The sequence below is a fragment of the Brevibacillus borstelensis genome (genome assembly GCF_036700025.1).
In the GTDB taxonomy this organism is placed as follows: Bacteria; Bacillota; Bacilli; order Brevibacillales; family Brevibacillaceae; genus Brevibacillus; species Brevibacillus borstelensis.
This window is the reverse complement of the sequence record NZ_CP144922.1, coordinates 149,865-167,500: the sequence shown is the minus strand read 5'-3', so window position 1 is coordinate 167,500 and position 17,636 is coordinate 149,865. Positions and strand designations below refer to the sequence as shown.

General features: G+C 51.4%; 19 protein-coding genes and 1 other RNA gene (1 of these 20 only partly in view). 15 read left to right on the top strand and 5 right to left on the bottom strand.

From position 1 onward, the window contains the following. The 5 genes in view from V5G20_RS00855 to V5G20_RS00835 are tightly spaced (at most 18 nt apart) and all read left to right on the top strand, a layout consistent with a single transcriptional unit that may run on beyond the window. A protein-coding gene (locus V5G20_RS00855) for a right-handed parallel beta-helix repeat-containing protein (RefSeq protein ID WP_024982954.1) crosses the window boundary here: on the top strand, positions 1-789 show its 3' portion. It extends 633 nt beyond the left edge of the window; only the last 789 of its 1,422 coding nucleotides appear in the window; its start codon lies off the left edge, out of view; its stop codon occupies positions 787-789. Next, complete coding sequence (locus V5G20_RS00850) at positions 786-1,370, top strand: nitrous oxide reductase accessory protein NosL (protein WP_311067896.1); 585 nt, start codon at positions 786-788, stop codon at positions 1,368-1,370. The genes V5G20_RS00855 and V5G20_RS00850 overlap by 4 nt, the downstream gene beginning before the upstream one ends. Positions 1,371-1,388: 18 nt before the next feature. Next, on the top strand, positions 1,389-2,207 hold the full coding sequence (locus V5G20_RS00845) for an ABC transporter permease (protein ID WP_338462996.1): 819 nt from the start codon (positions 1,389-1,391) through the stop codon (positions 2,205-2,207). Beyond that, positions 2,200-3,000 (top strand): ABC transporter ATP-binding protein, encoded by an 801-nt coding sequence (locus tag V5G20_RS00840; RefSeq protein WP_024982956.1) that lies wholly within the window; start codon positions 2,200-2,202, stop codon positions 2,998-3,000. The genes V5G20_RS00845 and V5G20_RS00840 overlap by 8 nt, the downstream gene beginning before the upstream one ends. Then, complete coding sequence (locus tag V5G20_RS00835) at positions 2,990-3,331, top strand: hypothetical protein (RefSeq protein ID WP_227278100.1); 342 nt, start codon at positions 2,990-2,992, stop codon at positions 3,329-3,331. The genes V5G20_RS00840 and V5G20_RS00835 overlap by 11 nt, the downstream gene beginning before the upstream one ends. Before the next feature lie 28 nt (positions 3,332-3,359). On the opposite strand, the gene V5G20_RS00830 is transcribed toward V5G20_RS00835, so the two are convergent. From V5G20_RS00830 to V5G20_RS00815, 4 genes are all read right to left on the bottom strand, one after another. Then, positions 3,360-3,569 (bottom strand): hypothetical protein, encoded by a 210-nt coding sequence (locus V5G20_RS00830; RefSeq protein WP_003390177.1) that lies wholly within the window; start codon positions 3,567-3,569, stop codon positions 3,360-3,362. Positions 3,570-3,588: 19 nt separating this feature from the next. After that, a complete protein-coding gene (locus V5G20_RS00825) occupies positions 3,589-4,002 on the bottom strand; it encodes an ArsI/CadI family heavy metal resistance metalloenzyme (protein ID WP_338462991.1) in 414 nt (137 codons plus the stop codon). A gap of 72 nt (positions 4,003-4,074) precedes the next feature. Continuing rightward, a complete protein-coding gene (locus tag V5G20_RS00820; RefSeq protein WP_003390179.1) occupies positions 4,075-4,425 on the bottom strand; it encodes an ArsR/SmtB family transcription factor in 351 nt (116 codons plus the stop codon). 112 nt (positions 4,426-4,537) lie between these two features. Next, positions 4,538-4,846: a DUF4870 domain-containing protein gene (locus tag V5G20_RS00815; RefSeq protein WP_003390180.1), complete on the bottom strand. Its 309-nt coding sequence runs from the start codon at positions 4,844-4,846 to the stop codon at positions 4,538-4,540. 237 nt (positions 4,847-5,083) lie between these two features. On the opposite strand from V5G20_RS00815, the gene V5G20_RS00810 reads away from it, so the two are divergent. From V5G20_RS00810 to V5G20_RS00795, 4 genes are all read left to right on the top strand, one after another. Next, positions 5,084-6,046 carry a cation diffusion facilitator family transporter gene (locus V5G20_RS00810; protein ID WP_085974964.1) on the top strand — a complete coding sequence of 321 codons (963 nt, stop codon included), beginning with the start codon at positions 5,084-5,086 and terminating at the stop codon, positions 6,044-6,046. 132 nt (positions 6,047-6,178) lie between these two features. After that, on the top strand, positions 6,179-7,399 hold the full coding sequence (gene hmpA / locus V5G20_RS00805; protein WP_031933407.1) for an NO-inducible flavohemoprotein: 1,221 nt from the start codon (positions 6,179-6,181) through the stop codon (positions 7,397-7,399). 131 nt (positions 7,400-7,530) lie between these two features. Beyond that, the gene (locus V5G20_RS00800; RefSeq protein ID WP_338462988.1) at positions 7,531-8,433 is read left to right on the top strand and encodes a DMT family transporter; all 903 of its coding nucleotides are present in this window, start codon (positions 7,531-7,533) and stop codon (positions 8,431-8,433) included. Positions 8,434-8,537: 104 nt separating this feature from the next. Then, the gene (locus V5G20_RS00795; protein WP_003390186.1) at positions 8,538-9,833 is read left to right on the top strand and encodes an NCS2 family permease; all 1,296 of its coding nucleotides are present in this window, start codon (positions 8,538-8,540) and stop codon (positions 9,831-9,833) included. A 29-nt stretch (positions 9,834-9,862) separates the two neighbouring features. On the opposite strand, the gene V5G20_RS00790 is transcribed toward V5G20_RS00795, so the two are convergent. Then, positions 9,863-10,753, bottom strand: a complete 891-nt coding sequence (locus V5G20_RS00790) for an EamA family transporter (RefSeq protein WP_122958741.1) — start codon at positions 10,751-10,753, stop codon at positions 9,863-9,865. A gap of 297 nt (positions 10,754-11,050) precedes the next feature. On the opposite strand from V5G20_RS00790, the gene V5G20_RS00785 reads away from it, so the two are divergent. The 6 genes from V5G20_RS00785 to recR all read left to right on the top strand — a co-directional run bounded on the left by V5G20_RS00785 (position 11,051) and on the right by recR (position 17,613). Next, a complete protein-coding gene (locus tag V5G20_RS00785) occupies positions 11,051-12,817 on the top strand; it encodes an HD domain-containing phosphohydrolase (protein ID WP_311067895.1) in 1,767 nt (588 codons plus the stop codon). A 70-nt stretch (positions 12,818-12,887) separates the two neighbouring features. Continuing rightward, positions 12,888-13,152, top strand: an RNA gene (gene ffs, locus V5G20_RS00780) — signal recognition particle sRNA large type. Between the two features lie 236 nt (positions 13,153-13,388). Further along, positions 13,389-14,813 carry a PAS domain-containing sensor histidine kinase gene (locus V5G20_RS00775; protein ID WP_003390189.1) on the top strand — a complete coding sequence of 475 codons (1,425 nt, stop codon included), beginning with the start codon at positions 13,389-13,391 and terminating at the stop codon, positions 14,811-14,813. Positions 14,814-14,937: 124 nt separating this feature from the next. Next, positions 14,938-16,635: a DNA polymerase III subunit gamma/tau gene (dnaX, locus tag V5G20_RS00770; RefSeq protein WP_003390190.1), complete on the top strand. Its 1,698-nt coding sequence runs from the start codon at positions 14,938-14,940 to the stop codon at positions 16,633-16,635. Between the two features lie 33 nt (positions 16,636-16,668). Beyond that, on the top strand, positions 16,669-16,980 hold the full coding sequence (locus V5G20_RS00765; protein WP_003390191.1) for a YbaB/EbfC family nucleoid-associated protein: 312 nt from the start codon (positions 16,669-16,671) through the stop codon (positions 16,978-16,980). A 36-nt stretch (positions 16,981-17,016) separates the two neighbouring features. Further along, positions 17,017-17,613: a recombination mediator RecR gene (recR, locus tag V5G20_RS00760; protein ID WP_003390192.1), complete on the top strand. Its 597-nt coding sequence runs from the start codon at positions 17,017-17,019 to the stop codon at positions 17,611-17,613. The last annotated feature ends 23 nt before the right edge of the window (positions 17,614-17,636 follow it).

Below are 17,636 nucleotides of genomic sequence, written 5' to 3'. Positions count from 1 at the left end.
TTCAATACTATTGAACAAAATTTCGTCGAAAAGTCTCGCTATGGGTACCACTTCATGGGGACGGCCGATACCAAGCTCCTTGGCAATACGGGAAGCGCTAATGTTACGGGAGCGATGCTGATGGAAACGACGCGAGCCACAGTCAAGGAGAACAGGTTCGTCAAGCAGAGAGAGAACCCCAATTCGCAAGGAATCCTTTTGTTCGACGTCACCCAGTCACAAATCGAGAACAACTTGATCGAGGGAAATCGCGTCGGACTGTTCATGGAACAATCCAGCGAAAATCTTTTTAAGGGAAATCAGCTTGAGAAAAACTTTATCGGCATGCAGCTAAAAGAGGCGGCCCACAACGAGGTAACAGCCAACCAGTTCATCTCCAATGTCATTCAGGGTCAGGCGCAGGCAAGCAAAGAGAATCTTTTGGAGGGGAACTACTGGGATACGATGCAGGGAATTGACCTTGATGGGGATCAACACAGTGATATCCCGTACGAGATGAACCCGTTTTTTCTTGCGTTGACGGGAGCTGTCCCGCCGTATCAGCTGTTTTTTCAAGCGCCAGGGTTTGTCTTTTTAGAAGGATTGTTTACATCCGGTACAGGTACGGCCATCCGGGATCCTCGTCCACTGATGGCACCTGCTAAAACGGTACTGGTGGCTACCGACGGGATTCTGCCCGCAGAGCAGACCGAGGAGCAACCCGAGGAGCGTACCTGGGTGATGAGTATCAGTGCATGCTTACTGGCGCTGACGAGTTTGGGAATCTATATGGGAGTGAGACAAAAATGAAGAAATGGAAAATTGCAGCAGGCGCGATGATGGTAGCTTCTGTACTGATGATGGGCTGTGGCAAAGAGGAGGCACAGCCGGTAGAGATTGTGGAGGGCGTGGACAAGTGCGATATTTGCCATATGGAGGTCGCCAATAACCAGCACGCGACCGAAATTGTGCTCAAGGACGGAAAAGCTTTGAAATTTGATGACATCGGCTGCATGTACCGCTGGACGAATGAAAACGGAACAGAGCAAGTGGATGTCCAATTTGTTCGCGACTACCTTTCCAAGGAATGGGTGAAATCCGATCAGGCCAGCTACGCTTATGACGAGAGCTATAAAACGCCGATGGGCTATGGCGTGTACTCCTTCAAAGAGAAAACGGCTGCAGAGGTATTCGTACAGGAGCAGCAAGCAGGCAAAGTGATGAGTGCGCAAGATTTGAGCAGCCACAGCTGGGAATCCAGTATGAAGAAGCATAAGGAAGAGCATGGGGGAGGCCACAATGGTGACGGCCAATCCGGTACCCACGGCGCGAATGCGGACGCAAATGGCTCGCACACGCCAAGTGCCGAAACGCAAGGCAAACACAATTGATCAGGGGAAGTGGCAGAAGTGCACATCGATAAAATTGCCAAACGGGAGATCAAGATCGGTTTTCGCAATCCGTGGGCATATTCCTTTATGGCTCTTTTTTCTCTGTTCAGCCTAGCCTTGCTGATCATCCAATCCCAATCGTTTATGGAAGGGTACACGTACACGACAGGGACTATGCTGAACCTGATTCTGTACCTCCTTCCCCTGATGACGATGCTGCTCGCCTCCTTTTCTCTTACCGCAGAAAAGGAGGAGGGGAGCTGGCAGCTGCTTTCTACATACGCGATCACCACGCCCGCTTTTTTATGGGGCAAATATTTTGGATTGGCGGTGGTGCTCGTTTCGATCGTCTGCTTCGGTTACGGCGTATCCGGGCTGCTCGGGTCGTTTTTAGGGACTGGCTTTACACTTTCCGCCCTGCTTTTTTTCCTGTTCTTCTCCGTTTGCATTGTTTTGCTGTTTTTGGGAATCGCGATCGTCGTCGGTACATTGAGCAAAAACCGCTGGCAGGCGCTCACGTTCGGGGTGAGCATCTGGTTCTTCTTTATTCTCGCATGGCCGACGATACTCATCTCGGTAGTAAGCTTTTTGCCTTATACATGGATCAAGCCAATCCTGCAAATCGCCACCTGCCTCAATCCGGCCGAGTTTGTACGGATTTTCTCGATAGTCAGAATGGGGGGCGGCTCCATCTTTGGTCCGGAATATTATAACTGGGTCACCTGGATGCAGTCTCCGTTTGGCATTGTCGGGTTTATCGCTCTCAGTATCGGGTGGATTGTCTGTACGATGGGGATTGCCACATTCATCTGGGAAAGAGGGAGATACCGTGATTAATATCGGGTTGGAAATGGTGCAAGTGACGAAAAAAATAAAGGGAAAAACGATTGTCCACCCGTTTGATCTTACCATCAGGCCAGGGCAGGTCGTTGCGCTTTGCGGCGGCAACGGGGCAGGAAAAAGCACGATTTTGCGAATGATTGCGGGACTTACCCAGCCGACCTCTGGCACCATTGAGCTGAATAGACTGGACCGGAAGCTTGACCGCGAGTATTATTTGCGGCAAATCGGCTACATGCCTGATCACTTCAACTTTGGTGCGGGCTTGACCGCCAGCGAGACAATCCGTTTTTTTGCCTCCCTCAAGGGGCGTACTGCACAAGAGGCAGAGGCTGCGCTAAGAGCTGTCGGTCTGGAGGAAGCCCGCAACAAACGGGTCTCGGTGTTTTCCAAAGGGATGCAGCAGAGACTGCTCTTTGCTCAAGCTATTCTGGACAAACCTGCATTGGTTGTTTTGGACGAGCCTACAAACGGTTTGGACCCGTATTGGATGGATACGTTTGTCAGTCTGGTCAAGGAAGTGAAACAGGCAGGGCAAGCCGTCATCTTCTCGACGCATCAGCTGCAGGTGGCTGAGGAAGCGGCCGACCGGGCCATTTTTCTGATGGACGGAAAGATGGTCAGTACGGGAACGATTGAGGAGTACCGCGCCCAGTACGGAACATCCGGCTTGCAGGGGGCCTTCGCCAGTCTGGTTAGCCGAAAGCCTTCCGATGGCGAAGAGGACAGGTCTGCCTCGCCAGTAAAAATTACAATCAGAAAGCGTGAGAATGAGCAGCATGATGAATAACAAAAGGATTTTCTTCCGTTTCCTGTTCGGAGGGGCAGCAGCACTGGCCGCGGTTGTGCTGGCAGCCAATTTTACCAAAATAACAGCAGCCCCTCCCGACGATACCCGAATGATCCTGGAGCATACTCATCGCACCTATATCTCTCCGCCATGCTACGAACAGGCGCAAAAGACCAATCATATCGCCGAATCTACGCTTGGAGAGGCTCGGACGCATTCCTACAGCCCAGAGTCAGCCTGTACCGAGCAGTCCTTGCAGCCGATTCAAATAACGCTTTCCGCCTGGCTGCAAGAAAAACTGGGCATTCAAAAAGGAAAGTGGGATTGGTAAGGGAAACTGGGACTGGCTACAGGGAGCATCAAGCGCAGGAACAACAGCAGGTTTGCGGTGCCGAAGCGATAGTGGCGCCGCTTTTTCCCGCAAGTAAACGCGCCTTTTGCCAAAGCGCAGAAACGGCAATCCGCCTGATAGATTTCTGCTTGAGATACTTCAATGCATGCCGAGAAATGAAATCCAGCTCCCGCTGCCTTTCCATAACCTGCATCTCCGCTACATAAATATTGTCCATCCTATCTCGTCTCCCTTGTTTATTTTTGATTGCAGCAAACAGTCGCATCTTTGGAATGAACATCGGCGTCCTCTTTTGTATAAAAGAACTCCCACTCATTGCCGTCGGGGTCTACTACCCAAAATTTGTCCTGTACCGCATAACAGCAGGTGGTATCGACCTCTTCCTTTTCGATGGTGAGTCCGGCTGCTTGCAGGCGCTCGCGATGTTCGGCCACTTCCCTCGCGCTGTCCACTTGAAAGCCGAAATGGTTGACCTGATTGCCGCCTACCTTGGACCGGGCATTGAGTGTAAAATTCAGGCGGACAGCCTCGACCAGAAACTTGGCGTAGTCGTCCTTTGTCTTGACCGGGTCAACACCGAAAAGAAGGGTATAAAAGTCAACCGATTGATCAAGCCGTGTGCAATTGATTCCGACATGTGCATATTTCATGAAAACAACCTCCTATATCAAAAATATTTGATGGATATATCAAAAAAAATTGATGAATAGACGAAAAAGAAATCAGCAGCAATCGCTGCTGCAGCGAAATACACAGCACAGCTCTTCGGATAACAAGCGGTTGACCTCTGCGTGATTCAGCCAATAGTAGTTCCAGACGCCGTCGCTTTCCTTCTGGATCAACCCGGCATCGAGCAAAATTTTCAGGTGATAGGAAAGCTTAGACTGCGCCATCTCCAGCACTTCCGCCAGGTCGCATACGCAGACCCGGCCGTGCTTGGTCAGCTCGTGCATGATCTGCAGTCGTTTTTTATCTGCCAAAGCCTTGAATTTACTTTCAAAGAGGTCAAAAGCTGGTTCTGTAGATGCTGTGTCCGACGGAGCTGTTTCAGAAACTGTGCTGATTTCTTTCATGGTCCGTTCCTTTCATCAAAAACTTTTGATATAGGCAATCATATGCGAAACGGATGTTTTTGGCAATCCATAAAATCAAATTTTTTTGATGAAGGCTATCGTTCGCCCTGCGTTACCCGACCAAAGCGCCAATGATCGGATAGGAGAAAGGACGTCCGCCGAGCGAATACAAAATACCTTTGATCGGGTAGTACAGCGCCATCAGGCCAAAAACGACAAAGAATGGAATGCCGATCAGGATGAAGACAAACGGCCAGGATATTGCAATCAGAACCCCGATAATCACGTGAAACAGCAATGCCTGAAGCGCCGTATTCTTAACCTCTCGATCGGCCATGAGCAGCCAGACGAGCAGCGGCACCAATACAGGTGCGAAAAAAGCGCTGGCGTGCGTGATAGCTTTTACTCCCTTATGATCCATGATAGATCCTCCCAGATAACGAAATAATAATGTCTATGTCCTTATAATACGAAACAGCACCTGCTTTCGTAACAGCCAAAAGCTTGAACAGGAGATCCACCTTGAGACGGAGAAATTGATTGGAAAAATCAGTCACATCCGTTATCATGAACATCACTTGTTTCGCTTATCCATTTAATCATGAAAGGGCTTGTTAAGAGGGGGATAACGTTGGGGAAATTGACCTTGTGGCAATTGATGAAAAAAGGCAATAAATCTTCTGCGGCGGCAGCACTGGGTAACACGGGCCTGGCGATCATAAAAGGCATCGCGGCTGCTTTGAGCGGCAGCGGGGCGATGTTTGCTTCGGCCATGCATTCTGTCGCCGATGCCGTCAACCAAGGATTTGTCTATGCGGGAAGTGTGCTTGCGGAAAAGGAGCCAACTCGTCGATTTCCGTCCGGTTTTGGCCGGGTCATCAACATCTTTTGCATGGTGGCTGTAATTGTGGTTACGATCATGGCGTATGAGACGATCCTGGAGGGCTTCCATCTGCTGGCCCACCCCGTACAGGCTGGACATTTTATACTCAATCTTGTCGTATTGCTCCTGGCTGTTGGCGTAGACGGCTTTATTCTGGTGAAAGCGATGAAGGAAATCGCCCGAGAGACGAGGACGGAAGCAAAAGGAATGGCTGTTATAAAAGTCGCATTTCAAAATGTTGGGCGTGCGGCGCCTCCGACCCGGCTGGTGTTTTACGAAGATCTGGTTGCGACATCAGGGGCTTTGCTCGCGTTGCTAGCGGTCATCGTCACCCAGTTGACCCCTGTGAAGGCACTGGACGGCATTGCGACGATTCTGATCGGAATCCTGATGGTCTTGGTGGCGTTTAAGGTTGGCTACGACAATATGGTGGGCTTGATCGGCGTGGCCGCTCCTCGCGAGGTGGAGGATCGGGTGGCGCGCATTATTTTTCAGGACCCTTCTGTAACGGATATCAATCGGATGAGAATTATGCAAGAAGGGCGCTTTTACCATGTTGAAGTTTATCTGGAGCTGGTAAAAGGTCTGACGCTTGCGGATGCAGACGATATCAAATTCCGGGTGCGGGACGAGCTGTTGAAGGACCCGGACATTACGGATGTCACGCTGGGCATTCTGGAGGACAACGACGTCCGCGACTGGCGGCCGGAAAAAGAAGAGCCCCAGCCGGTTCAATAGAAACGAAGACCCGCCCTGCCGTTCACAAACCTTCCACGTTTGATGTGATTCCAGTCACAGATGCGGAAAATGCCCCCCTTTATACTGAGAGTTGTCAAAGAAATTGACCTCAGGAAAGAAGGAGGGCCTAGCATGCTTAGTCCACAAACCATTGCGATCATCAAATCGACTGTGCCTGTCCTCGAGGTGCACGGCAAAGCCATTACAACCAGATTTTACGAAATGATGTTTGCAAGCCATCCCGAACTTTTGAACATATTCAATCACGCCAATCAAAAGCAAGGCCGTCAGCAAACAGCCCTTGCCAATGCCGTTTATGCGGCGGCTGCCCATATCGACAATCTGGAAGCGATCCTGCCGGCAGTGAAGCAAATCGCCCATAAGCATCGGAGTCTGGGCATCAAGCCGGAGCATTATCCCATCGTCGGGGAGAATCTGCTTGCCGCTATTAAGGATGTCCTGGGCGATGCGGCGACCGATGAAATCATCAATGCCTGGGCCGAAGCATATGGTGTCATCGCCGATGCCTTTATCAGCGTGGAAGAAGGCATGTACCGGGAAGCCGAGGCAGCAGAGGGGGGCTGGAGAGATTTTCGCGATTTCGTCGTGGTCAAAAAGGAGAAAGAGAGCGCTGTCGTAACATCTTTCTACCTGAAGCCAAAGGATGGCGGACCGCTTCCTCCCTTCCAGCCTGGCCAGTACATCAGCGTGAAAATGACAGTACCCGGTGAGACTCATACGCATATTCGCCAGTACAGCCTGTCCGACAGTCCCGGCAAGGAATATTACCGCATCAGCGTCAAGCGTGAAGACGGAGGAGAGGAGAAACCGGCTGGAATCGTCTCCTGCTATCTTCACAGTCATGTGCAGGAAGGCGATATCCTGCAAATCAGCGCACCTGCCGGCGATTTCATTCTGGATACGGAAGCCGACACGCCTGTGGTGCTGTTAAGTGGCGGCGTTGGGCTTACGCCGCTGGTGAGCATGCTTCAAACACTAGCGCAGCGTCAACCGAAAAGGCCGGTCATGTTCATTCATGCGGCTCGCAACAGTCTGACTCATGCGATGAAGGAGCAGGTAACTCAGCTTGCACGTCGTCATGAAAATGTACGGTCATATGTTCTTTACTCTGAGCCGACTGAGGAAGACCGCAAGCTCGGCGGCTTTGACAAGGAAGGCCATGTCGATCTGCCATTGCTGCAGTCACTGCTCCCCGATAACCGGGCTGATTTTTATTTCTGCGGCCCCGTACCGTTTATGAAAACCGTTTATCGCGCGCTGCAGGAATGGGGAGTACCGCATGAACGCATCCACTACGAGTTTTTTGGTCCAATGGGTAGTTTGAATGAATAATTTTTAGTATAAATAAAATGTCCATTGTCTTTTCGCCCTCCGCTGCAAAGCGGAGGTATTTTTTTTCTTGCAATGCAAGCTTGCTCTCTCATCTCTCACTTATAATGGATGATTATGGGAGGCGTGATAGTGTGCATACAAAAAAACAACATCTTTGGGCAGACTTGTCGTTACTTTTTATAGCTCTTGCCTGGGGCTATACGTTTATCCTGTCCAAGGATCTGCTGACGGAGCTGACACCCTTCGTTTTCACCGGAACGCGCTTCCTCGTCGCGGCTTTGATCCTGTTGCCGTTTGTTTGGAAACGTCTGAGGTCCGTTAGCCGGGAGGTGTGGATACAAGGAGCGGTTTGCGGAATTGCCTTGTGTGCCGCCTACACCTTGCAAATCCTGGGGATCGAGAGGACGACACCGGGCAAGGCCGGAGTTATTACAGGAACCAATGTGATTCTCGTTCCATTTTTGTATTTCCTGTGGAGAAGGCTGCCGGTAAAAAAGGGGGCAGTCATAGGCTCTCTGCTCGCTTTCGCAGGTCTGCTTTGTTTGTCGGGGGAAGGGGAATGGGCCGGGCTGTCGTCGGGCGATCTGCTCGTGTTCCTCTGTGCCGTCTTTTTTGCGCTGCACATCCTGATGGTCGACCGAGCCTATGAAAAGCACCAGGACATCGATACGCTTGCCTTTGTGATGATTCAGCTGATGGTTGTGGGCGTGATCGATACGGCGATTGCTGCCGTCAGCGAGCCGATTCCTCATCAGCTCAGCGGGTACGGCTGGTTTGCTTTCTGGTTTGACTGCCTGATCGGGACGCTTTTGGCCTATGTCGTTCAAATCAAGGCACAGCAATTTTCTCCGCCGGTTCACGTGAGCATCCTGCTCTCCTTGGAAGCGGTTTTTGCCTTTCTTTTCTCCTGGCTCCTGTGGGGAGAACCGCTGACCACTGTCGTAGTGATCGGGGTGGCTCTCATGCTTGCGGGAATCTACGTGACGGAGCTGTCAGACCACAAGGAAAAGGCGGATGAAGTGGACCGCATTTGATCAAAATACGTGTATCCATCCTTTATCGGAGGGAGACAAAGCGCAATTTTTGCCGTTTTTATCTGGAGCTTTGAAAAATCGGATATACAGGAGCAGCTCTGCACATGATCAACCAGCGCAAGTGGACCTGGAAGCAGGAAGTGATCGCAGGTCTTACGACTTTTTTTACGATGGCTTACATTATGGTGGTAAACCCGCTTATTTTGGCCGATGCCGGTTTGCCGTTTGAACAGGGCTTCACCGCAACGATCATAGCCACTGTGGCGGGAACCTTGATCATGGGCCTGTGGGCCAATTACCCGATCGCTATCGCGCCGGCTATGGGGCTTAATGCGTATTTCGCCTACTCGGTTGTGAAAGCGGAGGGCGCCCTGACGTACACTGTCGCCTTTTCGGCTGTCTTTGTCGCCGGAGTGGTGTTTGTCCTGTTGTCTTTGACGCCGCTTCGCTCCAAGCTGATCGAAGTGATCCCCGATAATCTCAAATACGCCATTACGGCCGGGATCGGTTTGTTTATTACTTTTATCGGTCTGCGCTTAACAGGGCTTGTCACTGATCACCCGACCAATCTGGTCGCGTTGGGCGACCTTCACTCTCCGCAAGTTGTCCTGGCCTTGATCGGGCTCGGTGTCACGCTTGTATTTTTATCGCTCAATCTGAACGGTGCGCTTTTTTTCGGAATGGTGGTCACCGGACTGCTGGCTTGCCTGAATGGGCAGCTAACTTTTGAAAAAGGACTCATTTCCACTCCTTCACTGCCGAATGGTTTGATCGTTTTAAGCCCGATTCAGGCTTTTTCTGATGTGGCCAGCTACGGATTGTACGCTGTCGTTTTCTCCTTTTTGCTGGTTACCTTGTTTGATACGACTGGAACTGTGCTCGGAGTGAGCAGGCAAGCGGGATTACTGGTGGACAACAAGCTTCCCCGGGCAGAGAGGGCGCTGGTTGCGGATTCCGCTGCTACACTGATCGGCTCCGTATTCGGAACCAGTCCGACGTCCGCCTACATCGAGTCGGCCTCAGGGGTAGCGGCAGGAGGACGCACGGGAGTCACAGCGGTAGTGGTGGCGCTCCTGTTTGGAATCGCAGCGTTTTTTGGCCCTCTGGTGGGTGCCGTATCAGGGATTTCTGCGATTACTTCTCCGGCGCTCGTCGTGGTAGGCTCCATGATGCTGGGCAATGTCCGCTATATCGATTGGGATGCGATGGACGAGTCTTTCCCCGCCTTTCTCGTCATCGTCAGCATGCCGCTCACCTCCAGCATCGCGACGGGGATCGCGCTCGGGTTTATTTCCTACCCGCTGATGAAGGTGTTGAAAGGGAAATGGAGAGAAGTGCATCTCCTTGTTTATATTTTTGCTATCCTGTTTATTTATCAGCTTGCATTCTTGCCGCATTAAGGCAGATGCGAAAAGCGCCCTCTTCCTGCTCAAGACAGGGGAGAGGGCGCTTTGCTTTTTCCGCGGTGGCGTGCCCACTCAGGCAGCACCATTCCGAGCAGGATGACGACCACGCCAAGCCATTGCAGCAGGCTGACAGACTCCTGCAGGATGAGGTAGGAAGAAAAGACGGCCGTCGGCAGCTCCGCAGCTCCCAGGATTCCGGCCATCCCCGGACCGGTGTGCGGGACTCCGAAAGTAAAGCAAACAGTCGGGACAAACACGCCGAACAAGGCGAGCAGAAACACATATCCAAACAGGCCTTCCCACAGCACGCCGCTGGTGAGAAAGGCTGGTGGGTAGATAAGAAATATGAGCAGCATAGAGCCAGTCGACATAAAAGATGTACGAATCCAGGGATTCACGTCGGCAGCCGCTTTTCCGCTAAAAAAGATAAACAAGGTGTACGAAACGGCAGCCAAAAGCCCAAAGATGACACCGACGAGCGAAAATTCGCTGATTCCTTTGTCCAGCACACCCCCGGCCAAAAGCGTGCCCGCGAGCAGCAGAACGAGTGAAAACAAGGTGGGCGCAGAAGGTTTTTTGCGTGTGAGGATGGTCTCCAGCAAGACGCCCATCCAGGTAAACTGAAACAGCAGAACAATCGCAATAGAAGCGGGTATATGCTGCAAGGCGTTGTAGTAGAGCAAACCGGTGGAGCCGACCGGAAGTCCAGCAGCCAAAAGCAGAAGAATACGCTTGAGAGGCGGCTTATGGCGCAGGGCAAAGAGGGCCGGTATCCACGTTAGTACGAAACCAAAAAAGATCTGCCCGCCTACTACTTCCGCCGGTGAATATCCTTGTCCGTAGGCCAGCTTGACAATCGTCGACAAAATTCCATAGCTGCATGCGCCCAAAAAGACAAGCAGAATGTATCGCATAGGTATGTAACTCCTTACAGTGTGTTTGTACTTTGCTAGGATAATACGAATATTTCCTTTTGTCTATGTATGGAAAATTTGATGGCAAAAAAATCCGTTCAATCAACAAATAACAGGTTTATTGTCCACTCCAAGGTGGAAGGTATTGAAGTGTCACCGAATATTGGCAGCAAACCAGATTCAGTTTGTCAAACAGAGCGGGCATCTCCTTTTCATAGCGTATGCTTGGAGGACAGGAGATATCCTTTTGCCAAAGTGTCGTCGCAGCCAAAAAACTGACTGAGAAGGGGGAGGCTCATGTTTTCTAAAGCAAAAGATCGAATATTTGCAGCCTTGCTGTTTTTGTGCCTGATCCCCATCATCCTCGTCAGCCTGGTCAACTATCATGCGGCGAAAAAGGCGCTGTTTGAACAGTATTCGACAAACATCCGGGAACACATGCGCCGCCTTGACGACCAACTTTCCCTCTACTCGATGGTAGGGCAACGGGAACTGGACAAGCTGGCGGAAAAATTGTCAGCCCCGATCAATTCCGGCAAGCTCATCATGCCTCCAGGCAGAGGCCATCCCCCCTCCACTCCGACTGCTGAGACAGCGGCCGTACTTGAAGCTTTTACCGAAATTCAGAAAAAACACGCAAACTCGCGAAATATTTGTCTGATCGGCATTGATGGGACCTCCCTCTTCTTGCTGCCGAAAAACGGGGGAAGTGAAAGCGACCCGCGAGGATGGGATGTTTACCATCATACGTTGAGGGACGGGCAGGGCCATTTTCATATTATGAAGAGCGACGGTCGGGAAGGAGAGAGCTGGTGGACCTCCCGTCTGATAAAGGATGACCAGGGCAGGCTTTTTGGGGTTCTGGCGATAGAGTGGAATGCCAAACAAATCAACAAATGGCTGCAGAAAGATATCCGACCGACCAATACGACGCTGCTCATCTTTTCCAGAGGCAATATGCTGCTTTTTGGAGACAAGGACGGAACCGACAGGGAAGACTGGACGGGTCAGGAATATTCCTCTGTGCTCCAAGCGCTGCAGGAAGGTACCGGAAAAGAAGTCATTCCGTTCATTCATGGAAATGAAGAAATGCACCTGTTTCACTACACGTCGCCTGTATCGGGATACACCTACGTAGAGCTCCTGCCGAACAGTGCGATTGACCAACAGCTAAATCCGCTGAAAGAGATCTTTTGGGTGGTCACGATTCTGGTGGTGTTGTTGGCGGTGATCATTACCCGGCGTGTGGCCAAGTGGATTGACAGACCGATCCGTTCCCTGGTCGAGGCGACGGAAGCCTTGCAGCAGGGCGATTTCTCCATACGGGTAAAAAAACACGGGCTGCAGGAGATATCTCAGCTTGAGGATAAATTTAATCAAATGGCCTCACAGCTTCAGACGCTGATCCAACGCGAGCGGGATTACATGCAGACAGGGCTCGATCAAATCGTCCGGAGCTTCTATCTGGCCGTTGAAATGAAGGACCCATATACCGCGGGGCACAGTGAACGCGTCACGGAATATGCGCTGATTATCTACGATCATATGGACGAACGAAAAAAAGCGGAATTTTCCCGTGATGACCTTCGTTTTGCAGGGTTGATGCACGATATTGGCAAGGTGGCGATACCTGATCGCGTCCTGCTCAAAGACGGAAAGCTGACGGACGAGGAGTATGAATTGATCAAGCTGCATGCCTCGATCGGCGCGAATATCGTCAATCAAATCGTAAGTCTTGCCCACGTGAGCCCTGGTGTCCGCCATCATCATGAGAGGTGGGACGGCAGGGGGTACCCGGACAGGCTGGCGGAAAAGGATATCCCGCTGATGGGGAGAATTTTGGCAGTTGCCGATACCTTTGATGCGATGACTTCAACTCGTTCTTACCGAAAAGCGCTTTCCATGGAGGAAGCTCATGCCGAGATCCTCCGCTGCGCCAGCACCCAGTTTGATCCGGAAATCGTTCAGGTGTTCAGCAAGGCTTACAAAGCAGGTTGTTTCCATAGAAACAAGCTTCCATCCTACACCAACCAAAGCGATCTGCCGGCAGCTGCACAAGCCTGAGGGGGAGATTCCCTCTTTTGGTTGGCTTTACGCCTTGCGATTACACCTTATCTTTGGTATGCTTATGCTACCGTGCTAGACGGGGAGGTTGCGGTGCCCTGTAACCTGCAATCCGCAATAGCAGGGTTGAATTCCTATCAGAGGTCTTCTCATGTGAGGCTGCCTTATGATGGCGGTGTTGAGGAGCGGGTCCTGTGCAACGTGAACCCATGAACCTGGTCAGGTCCGGAAGGAAGCAGCCATAAGTGGATCATCGCGTGTGCCGCAGGGTAGCCTGTTCTGAGCTGTAGTCATAAGTAACGCTTGGATGGGGACGATCGACGATAGGTGCACGGTATATAATATAAATAATGAAGAACAGACGGTATGTTCCTGAGCGGATCGTACCGTTTTTTATTTAGCCATAGACTGCCATGAGCCGTTCATGACAATTTTTGTTGCTTTCTGGCGATCTCTAGCGAAAACATTTCCGGTAAAAATCGGTTGTTCCGGAAGGTTATTCCCATTTTTTGACGAAATTGTACGTGAACGGCAGACGCTTGAAAAATGCTAAGGTCAGGGGGGACAAGCTGTGGGAGAATCAATGTCGTTACATCTCGTCGGCTCGTCCAAAAGATTGCAACAGTTTGTCCAACAGTTGCCAACTGCTATTTTCCTGGTAGATCAAGCGGGATGTATCGTAGAGGTGAATGAACAGCTGTTGCGTGTCACAGGCTATCGATACGAAGAGCTGATCAACAAGCCCTTTCACCTTCTTTTGCCGTACGACGGTACGATAGAGCAGTTGTATTTGGAACTAATGGGCCAGGAAGCTGACCAAACGCTGGATGTGCTCTGGCAGGACAGTCAGGGCAGAACTGGCAAAACGCCAGCGATAATTATGATGCAGCCCGGAGAACATCCGTCTTATGTGGTCCACTTGTTTGAGCTGGGCAAAGAAACGGAGAACACGCTCTCCCAAAGGCTGATTGACAAACTTACGAATGACAGCAGCCTGGGTTTGTTTGTGCTGGATGAGCAAGGACGTATCGTAGAAGCGAGTCAAATGGCTTGCAAACTGCTGGGAAAAAACCGCATGGAGGTCATCAATAAGCACGTAGACCAAATCTTCGCCGGGATCCCGGAGGATCATCGACTCATCAGACGCGAACTGTTGGACGGTGTCAAACTCTACAACATGGCGACGTCATGGAGCAATGACAACCAACGCTATGAACTAATTGTCGACGCCAACACGCTTCAGGATGAATCGGGTAAAACCGTAGGTGCTTTCTTTCTCTTTAAGGATATAACAAACCTGCGCTCCTTCGAGCAAAAAATAGAGCGGAACGAAAGGCTGGCCATGATCGGGCAGATCGCTGCCGGCACCGCACACGAAATCCGCAATCCGCTCACGTCCATAAAAGGTTTTTTGCAAATGTTTTTGCAATCGTTTAGCGAAAACGGGATGGATCGCGAACGAACCTACACCGAAATCATGTTGACGGAGATCAACCGGATCAACTCTCTTGTCAGCGAGTTTTTACTGCTGAGCAAGCCCCGTGATGTGCAGTACGCGATCGTCGATTTGAATACCGTTTTTGAGGAAATCCTGCCGATCGTGGAATCGCAGGCTTTGCTCTACGGCGTTGAAGTCCAGTTTTCGTCCCGAGGCAAATTGCCGCTTGTCGTGGGGGATACCGAACTATTGAAACAGGTTTTCATCAATATTTGCAAAAACGGGATTGAGGCCATGGGAGAACAGGGGACCTTGAACATCTCCCACCACATCGATCCAGACGGCGACAAGGTCAGCATTGATATCAGAGATTCCGGACCGGGAATACCGTTGTACATTATTGACAAAATATTCGACCCTTTCTTTACCACAAAAGAAGAGGGGACCGGCCTGGGCCTGTCTGTTTGCCAAAAGATCATTCACGATATCGGTGGACAGATTCGCGTTTCCACCAAAGGATATGGCACGACCTTCCACATCCTGCTCCCCTATTTGTAAACAAGACCTTCTACGAGGCGTCCCGCAAGCAGTACGGGGCGTTTTCTTTGTACGATGCGGAGCAGATGTTGTATAATAGATGAGATTCGGAAGAGGACTGTGCAGATTGGAGTGTCACACAACCATGGCTTACACCGCGCTGTATCGCGTTTACCGACCGCAAGCCTTTCAAGACGTGGTAGGACAAGAGCATGTGACCGTCACCTTGCGCAATGCGTTGCGCGAGCAAAGGCTGTCTCACGCCTATTTGTTCAACGGTCCCCGAGGTACAGGCAAGACCAGTGCAGCCAAAATTATGGCCAAGGCTGTAAACTGCGAGCAGCCGCAGGATGGCGAGCCGTGCAATCAGTGCGATACCTGCAAGGCAATCACCGACGGCTCCGTCACCGATGTACTGGAAATCGACGCCGCCTCCAACCGGGGGGTTGAGGAGATACGAGACATTCGCGACAAGGTAAAATTTGCTCCCAGCGATGTCAGGTACAAGGTGTACATTATTGACGAAGTGCATATGCTGACGACGGAAGCGTTTAATGCGCTGTTAAAAACGCTGGAGGAACCTCCTCCCCACGTCATTTTTATTTTAGCGACGACTGAACCGCACAAACTGCCTGCTACGATTATCTCTCGCTGCCAGCGCTTCGATTTTCACCGCATCCCGCTGAGGGAGATGGTCAGGCGTTTGTCATATATTTGTGAAGCGCAGCAGGTGCGGGTAGAAGAGCAAGCCTTGACGCTGGTGGCAAAACTGGCGGAGGGCGGCATGCGTGATGCGCTGAGCCTGCTGGATCAAGCGATCAGCTACTCCAAGGATCAGGTAACAGCTGCTGACATTATGCAGATAACGGGAACGGTGTCACAGGGGTACTTTTCCGTATTGGCCAAACATATCGCCGAACGCGATGTAGCTCCGGTCATGGAGCAGTTTGACAAGGTGATGGTGCAAGGGAAAGACCCTGAGCAATTTTTAAACGATTTTCTCCACTACTATCGAGATATGCTGCTCCTGAAGACAGCACCTCACTTGGAAGAAATCGTGGAACGGACAACGATCGACGAACAGTTCGCCCAAGTGGCAAAGCTGTACGAGATAGCCGACCTCTACGAGGCCATTGAGACATGCAATCAGGCACTTACCCAATTGAAATGGTCTACCTACTCTCGCGTACTGGTGGAACTGACGCTGGTGAAATTATGCCAAGTGCAGGGGAAAGCTCCGGCAGTACCCGTACAAAGTGCTGTGGGGAATGACGACCTGGCTGCACTTGTCAATCGCGTCAGAGTGCTGGAAGAGAAGCTTGCGCAGCTCGCCCAGGGGCAGGCCATGGAAGCCGGTCAACCGAGAGCAGAGGAACCGCGAAAAAGTGAAGCGCGCCGTCCGGCTGCTGCCGGTGGGGGTTCGCGGACACCGATGAACAAGGTGCGGGAAGCGGCAATGGTCATCGATGAAGCGATGTCCCGTCAGGTCCGTGGCCAGTGGAGCCAGATATTGGCCGAGGTCAAAAAGGTCAAAATCCAGTATCAAGCCTGGTTGGTTAACGGGCAGCCCGCTGCAGTTGGCGGCGATTCGATCATCGTTACCTTTACCAGCCCGATTCACTGCGACAAGACGATGGAGCCGGAATTGAAAAGCGTGATCGAGCGGGCCATTTTCGCTGTAATTGGCAAGCAGCTGCAGCTTCTCTCCGTCATGGAAGAAGAGTGGCAGTCGGTTCACCAGCAAGCGGCGCAGGGAGAGGCTCAGACGCAAGAGGAGCAGGACCCGTTTGTGGCTGAGGCCATCCGTCTGGTGGGCGAGGGACTTGTTGAAGTGAAAGAATAGATAACCACACATCCGATTAAGGAGGACAACCACGTGAAAAACATGCAACAAATGATGCGTCAAGTAAAGAAAATGCAGGAAGAGATGCAAAAAGCCCAGGAAGGCCTGAAGGAAAAGGTAGTGGAAAGCTCTGCTGGCGGCGGCGCCGTAATGGTAAAGGCCAATGGTCATAAGGAAATTATCGACATTACGATCAAGCCGGAAGTAGTGGACGCCGATGATGTGGAAATGCTGCAGGACCTCGTTTTGACCGCTGTCAACGATGCTCTGCGCAAAGTCGATGAATTGGTCGGCAAAGAAATGGGACGCTTTACCGGAGGGATGAACATTCCGGGATTGTTCTAGTCGCGCACGTCGGAGCCTTTTGAAGGAGTAGAAGCGATGTTTTATCCCGAACCGGTCTCAAAACTGATCGAAGGCTTTATGAAACTGCCAGGCATTGGTCCAAAAACGGCAGGACGCCTGGCCTTTTTTGTACTCAATATGAAAGAGGACGATGTCCTGGACTTGGCCAAGGCGCTGGTCAATGCCAAGCGCCAATTGCAGTATTGCTCTGTTTGCAACAACATCACCGATCTCGATCCGTGCCATATTTGCCGCGACAAACGTCGGGACGGCTCGATCATCTGCGTCGTACAGGAGCCGAAAGACGTGGTGGCGATGGAAAAGACCCGGGAGTTCGAGGGGTATTACCATGTGCTGCACGGAGCCATCTCCCCTATGGATGGGATTGGGCCGGAGGACATTCGCATCCCTGATCTGCTCAAGCGGCTGGGAGACGAGCAGGTGAAGGAAGTCATTTTGGCGACGAATCCCAATATCGAAGGAGAAGCGACGGCGATGTACATTTCCCGTCTGATCAAGCCGTTCGGTATTCGGGTCACGCGGATCGCCCATGGATTGCCGGTTGGCGGCGATTTGGAGTACGCAGACGAGGTTACGCTGACCAAGGCATTGGAAGGGCGACGGGAGTTATAAGAGAAAATGCAATACCTCAAACC

What these genes read in the sequence shown, in the direction of transcription:
- V5G20_RS00830 (WP_003390177.1), bottom strand. Translation starts at nt 3,569, where the DNA reads ATGGACAATATTTATGTAGCGGAGATGCAGGTTATGGAAAGGCAGCGG.
- V5G20_RS00850 (WP_311067896.1), top strand. Translation starts at nt 786, where the DNA reads ATGAAGAAATGGAAAATTGCAGCAGGCGCGATGATGGTAGCTTCTGTA.
- hmpA (WP_031933407.1), top strand. Translation starts at nt 6,179, where the DNA reads ATGCTTAGTCCACAAACCATTGCGATCATCAAATCGACTGTGCCTGTC.
- V5G20_RS00790 (WP_122958741.1), bottom strand. Translation starts at nt 10,753, where the DNA reads ATGCGATACATTCTGCTTGTCTTTTTGGGCGCATGCAGCTATGGAATT.
- V5G20_RS00795 (WP_003390186.1), top strand. Translation starts at nt 8,538, where the DNA reads ATGATCAACCAGCGCAAGTGGACCTGGAAGCAGGAAGTGATCGCAGGT.
- recR (WP_003390192.1), top strand. Translation starts at nt 17,017, where the DNA reads ATGTTTTATCCCGAACCGGTCTCAAAACTGATCGAAGGCTTTATGAAA.
- V5G20_RS00815 (WP_003390180.1), bottom strand. Translation starts at nt 4,846, where the DNA reads ATGGATCATAAGGGAGTAAAAGCTATCACGCACGCCAGCGCTTTTTTC.
- dnaX (WP_003390190.1), top strand. Translation starts at nt 14,938, where the DNA reads ATGGCTTACACCGCGCTGTATCGCGTTTACCGACCGCAAGCCTTTCAA.
- V5G20_RS00820 (WP_003390179.1), bottom strand. Translation starts at nt 4,425, where the DNA reads ATGAAAGAAATCAGCACAGTTTCTGAAACAGCTCCGTCGGACACAGCA.
- V5G20_RS00810 (WP_085974964.1), top strand. Translation starts at nt 5,084, where the DNA reads ATGAAAAAAGGCAATAAATCTTCTGCGGCGGCAGCACTGGGTAACACG.
- V5G20_RS00825 (WP_338462991.1), bottom strand. Translation starts at nt 4,002, where the DNA reads ATGAAATATGCACATGTCGGAATCAATTGCACACGGCTTGATCAATCG.
- V5G20_RS00785 (WP_311067895.1), top strand. Translation starts at nt 11,051, where the DNA reads ATGTTTTCTAAAGCAAAAGATCGAATATTTGCAGCCTTGCTGTTTTTG.
- V5G20_RS00835 (WP_227278100.1), top strand. Translation starts at nt 2,990, where the DNA reads ATGATGAATAACAAAAGGATTTTCTTCCGTTTCCTGTTCGGAGGGGCA.